The organism is Psychrilyobacter sp., assembly GCF_049671765.1.
GTDB lineage: Bacteria > Fusobacteriota > Fusobacteriia > Fusobacteriales > Fusobacteriaceae > Psychrilyobacter.
Genome location: NZ_JBATVM010000228.1, coordinates 1 through 4,362, shown reverse-complemented (window position 1 = coordinate 4,362; position 4,362 = coordinate 1). Strand labels below are relative to the sequence as shown.

The following is a 4,362-nucleotide window of genomic DNA, read 5'->3' as shown; positions in this document are numbered from 1 at the left end:
ATCAACTCTTAATTTAAAATCATAAACTTTACTTTTTGTATTTTCTTTAATTGTTCCCTTAGGTCTTCCAACTTTATTATTATCTATATTTTTCATAATTTCACCCCAAATAATTTTAATTAAATTTCTGTAACACATACTAACGGTATATTTTTAGTTTTTGCATAGTTTAGTACTTTAGAATAAACTTTTTTTTCTAAAAATCGTTTTCCAAAAGAAAAAGGTAAAACTTTTTTAATTTCTTCTTTTTCTGTTTTTAATAAAGAAAAATATTTATTTTTAAGTTCTTCTCCACGATAACCTATTTCACCTTCTATGATACCAAAATAATAAAATTCTTTTGGTCTTCCTTTATTTTTTTTTAATTTAAAACAATACGACTCATATTCTAAAACAATTACATTTTTAAATAGTTCTTCTAAAGAAATGTTTTCCTTAAAATTTTTAAATCCAAATTTTTTAATTTCTATAATTCCATTTTCCATGATCTCACCTCAATTAATTAATTATCTTATATTTTAACATTTATAGTTTGATTATTCTCTAACAAATAAAAAAGGCTCCAAGGTAGTTAGTCTTGGAACCGTGGCGATATTATTTTTTAGAATTAATTAACTAAAATATTTAACAATTAAAATAATTAATTCTAGAATTAGTATAATAGTTTTCATAGTATCACCCCCTAATATACAGGAGTTACTCCAATAATTAGCTCGATAATCATTGGAATACAAAAGGTAATAAGATCGCCAAAAGAATTATACCACAAATAAAAAAAGACTAGGTAACTAATCTAGTCTTTTTTCGAGCTATAAACCTTTTGACACATGAAAACGTGTACTAATTCTAAATTAATTATACACTAATTAATTAATTAAACCAATAATTAAATTAATTAATTACCCCCCCGAGAGGGAAAAATTCAAATAGAACTTGCCGACCAAGGTCGGCTGCCCCCTCCCTTTGGGGGGAGGAGAGGGGGCAATTTGGTTTTATTTCATATTTATTTATTATCGGGTTTTATGGTTGTAGACCTTGTTTTTTTAGGTCTGCGTGACTTCACTCTCACCTTATTTATTTTATATTTTAGAGCACAAAGTATTTTTTTGCTTTAACTTAGTTTTTTTCGCGTGTGGCTTTAAAATTTGTGTATAATTTCAATTTTAGGAGCACCGCCAGTATCAATACATAGGTTTGTACTTGAAATCGCTTAAAATCAAAATTAGAGCCTTATTTAGTTGTTAAAATATTTTACTTTAGGTACTCGATAGTTTCGAGTAGGAGTTAAGTTTTGAGGGCCTCTATTTATAGTATTTTCGTTCCAAAAATTCTTGGAGTCAATTTTTTTCAAATTTAGGAGAGGGTGTAGGAGGGATTAAAAATAATTGCATAACACTACTACAATACACACGTGTTACGTTATAAGTCTTTATTTAATAGGCTTTAACACACACATACTACATACGTATTATGCGGTTACTGTAAAAATATGGTAGTATTAATATAGAGGTGATTTTATGAATATAGCAACTAGAAAAAAATTGAATGGAATAATTGATTTACTAAAAAATGGTGCAACTGAAAGAGATATTCTTAATAAAAAATTTAATAGGGATAAAACAAAAATGAAAACATGGATTAAAAAAATATTTGAAGACCTTACACCTGAAGAAAAAAAATTATTATCCTTTGAAAAATTTGAAGTTATTGAGCAATCAAACAATGTAGGAGTTCCAGTTAGGGCCTTAGAAATGTTGGAACAACACGAAAAAAGACTAATAGAATTAGAGTTAAAAATCAACAATCAAAATAATATTATCAGTTCTGATCTTTTACATATTGATGATAAAATATTAAAATTAAAATCTGTTGTTCGTTCCATTCGAATAAATACAGATTTAACAGATCAACTAAATCTCATAGCGGAAAAACATTTAAATTACAGTAAAACTAATCTATGGAATAAAATGCTATTGGAATTTATAGAGAAATATAAATAAGCCATAATTTTAAAACTGGTTTTTAAATAGCCTTTAAAAGGTCGAATCCCCTAAATTTTAGCCTTTTAAAATATTTTGCGTGCTTAAACTAATCTAAACAATAAAAAGCTCTTAAAATCAAAATAAGAGCTTTTTATATTATTTAAATATCTTTGTTACTTGTTAAATCAAATTTTGATAATTCCTCCAATGCTTTTAATATTCTATTTTCTACTATTTTATTTATATTGGGGTTTTCTTTTTCTTCTATTTCAATTGTTATTTTTTGACTAATCCCTAATAAATAATTTCTAAAATTAAATATTGTTTCTTTTAATGCGTCTGTAATCACATAGACAGGTAAATATTCATCTTTTAAAATTTTTAGTTTCATTTTTTCGCTCTCTGCTTTAATTTCTCTTAGTTCATTATTTTTATTGATTTTCTCAATATATTTTTTAAAATTTAATTTCAAGTTATACATTTCTTTCTCATTTTTTTCTAAAATATTTTCACTGGTTAAATTTCTTATAGTTTTTTCAGAAACTCCAAACAGATCAGATATTTTTTTTTGTGTTACATTTTCGCTTGTATCAAGTTTTGAATTTCTTACAAATTTTTGTACACAGGCTCTATAATCATAATATTCCCCTGTTTTAAATTCCTTAAAAATTTCTCTTACATGCCTTTCAGAAATATTAAGATCTTTTGATAAAATATTTTCAGTAGCTAATGTTTTTCCCACTTTTTCACCTCATTTTTGGAACTGGGAAGGACTTTTAAAAAAATTTCACACGGTCAAACTTCCGCGCCTTTTCCCCCCCCAAGCAATAAAATAGCCTCTCACAGTACCTTTTTTATTTACTATGGTTTAACTGATTATATTTGTATCATCATTAACAATCTTGCCTAATTCCTTTAGCTTTAAGGCCTCAAGCTCTAGCCTACTGTATGTATCTATATCAACTATCCTGTTAAGCTTTAGTCCTAAGGCTCGACACCTCTCAAGGGTCTTGATTGATTGATCTATTGTCAATATTGTTTTAATGTCTCCCTCTTCCATAGCCTCAAACAGTTTCTTTTTAAGGTCTTTATATGGCTTGCTGTACTCTCTGTTTAGTTTCTTTAAGAGTTTGTCATATTGATTATGTGTCATTGTCTTCTGATCTTCTTTAGCTACTCCCAATACTCCCTCGCGGTGTTCCAGGACTTCAATTTTTAGATTACAACCTTTCAACTCATTTGTTCCATCATCTGAAAATTTCTTTCTTAGATAATTAGCTTTGTAGATGATCTCTGAATATTTTTTTATTTGCCATTCCTCTAAATCTTTATATTTTAGATCAGTGGAATTTTTCCAAAGATTGCATAACTCAATATATATTTTATCTCTTTCTTCTAAACTTTTAATTATTTTCATTTTTCCAACTCCTGATGTTAATTTTTATCTCATTTTTTATTTGATGTGCGAATGTGTTATTTTATCCCTTTAATCTAATGCCCAATTTTTAAACTTGACTTTTGATTGTAGCCCTTATATAATAAGGCATACAAAGGAAATAGCAAGGGGTCGCAAAAATTCAAAAACCCTAGTACCCTAACCGGGGTTTTTAGTGTAAAAACGACTTTGTTTATTTTTCCACTGTTTTTTAGAAGTCTAAGTGGTTGGGCTTCTTTTTTCTTTTTTTAGTTGTTTTTTTAACTCCTTAACCCTCTTTAAATTTCCTATAAAGAAAATTCCTGTTTTTTCTTCTACCTTCAATAATATTTTTTTAGATTTAGTTATGACTTCCTCGGCACTCTTAGGGCTTTTGTAACTTAATTTTATAGCTTTTTTCAATATATCTAAATCATAAATATTACTTAAATTATCTTTTATAAAAATTTCAATTCTAAATTTAGTTTCACTTCTTGCCTCATTTAGTTCTTTTGTCAGCTTTTCCGCTTTCTCATTTAAAACTAAATCTAGGTTATTAAAATATACTTCCTCTATAACTTCATAAGCTTTATTTTTAACATTCTTTAAACTCAATTTAGACCCTTTTATTCTTAATCTATTGCTTACTTCAATACGGGTTCTTTGCTCTAAATCATTAAACTTTTCTCTTGTTGTTTCATACTCGTTAAATTTTGATTTTTCCCTTAATTTTAAAGCTTGATTGTATATTGATATTTTAATTTTATGACTAAAAAAATTATCTGCTGTTGAGTATCCCTCTTCCCCTTCCGAACTCGGATGTTCTTTGAATTTTAAACCATATTTTAGAGCACACAAATTTAATAACTTATGTACATTCCCCCAACTTTCAAAAGTTTCTATCCCTGGTCTTATAAAAGTAAATGGATAATCAATTCTTAAAGTTTCAACTTCTACTTTATAGCC

The 4,362-nt window shown here is 27.1% G+C and carries 5 protein-coding genes; 1 reads left to right on the top strand and 4 read right to left on the bottom strand.

Going from position 1 to position 4,362, the window contains the following annotated elements:
* Nucleotides 1-119 precede the first annotated feature (119 nt).
* Entirely contained in the window at nucleotides 120-485 is a 366-nt protein-coding gene (locus WBG30_RS10775; protein WP_424504661.1) for a hypothetical protein, read from the bottom strand.
* A gap of 1,032 nt (nucleotides 486-1,517) precedes the next feature.
* Here WBG30_RS10775 and WBG30_RS10770 point away from each other — a divergent pair.
* Entirely contained in the window at nucleotides 1,518-2,000 is a 483-nt protein-coding gene (locus tag WBG30_RS10770) for a hypothetical protein (RefSeq protein ID WP_424504660.1), read from the top strand.
* 142 nt (nucleotides 2,001-2,142) lie between these two features.
* On the opposite strand, the gene WBG30_RS10765 is transcribed toward WBG30_RS10770, so the two are convergent.
* The 3 genes from WBG30_RS10765 to WBG30_RS10755 all read right to left on the bottom strand — a co-directional run.
* A complete protein-coding gene (locus tag WBG30_RS10765; RefSeq protein WP_424504659.1) occupies nucleotides 2,143-2,724 on the bottom strand; it encodes a hypothetical protein in 582 nt (193 codons plus the stop codon).
* 126 nt (nucleotides 2,725-2,850) lie between these two features.
* The gene (locus WBG30_RS10760; RefSeq protein WP_424504658.1) at nucleotides 2,851-3,399 is read right to left on the bottom strand and encodes a hypothetical protein; all 549 of its coding nucleotides are present in this window, start codon (nucleotides 3,397-3,399) and stop codon (nucleotides 2,851-2,853) included.
* A gap of 237 nt (nucleotides 3,400-3,636) precedes the next feature.
* A partial coding sequence (locus WBG30_RS10755; protein ID WP_424504657.1) for a hypothetical protein occupies nucleotides 3,637-4,362 on the bottom strand: 726 nt, incomplete at its 5' end.

Excerpts from the sequence above, each read along its gene's own strand:
- WBG30_RS10770 (WP_424504660.1), top strand. The coding sequence starts at position 1,518 with ATGAATATAGCAACTAGAAAAAAATTGAATGGAATAATTGATTTACTA.
- WBG30_RS10760 (WP_424504658.1), bottom strand. The coding sequence starts at position 3,399 with ATGAAAATAATTAAAAGTTTAGAAGAAAGAGATAAAATATATATTGAG.
- WBG30_RS10775 (WP_424504661.1), bottom strand. The coding sequence starts at position 485 with ATGGAAAATGGAATTATAGAAATTAAAAAATTTGGATTTAAAAATTTT.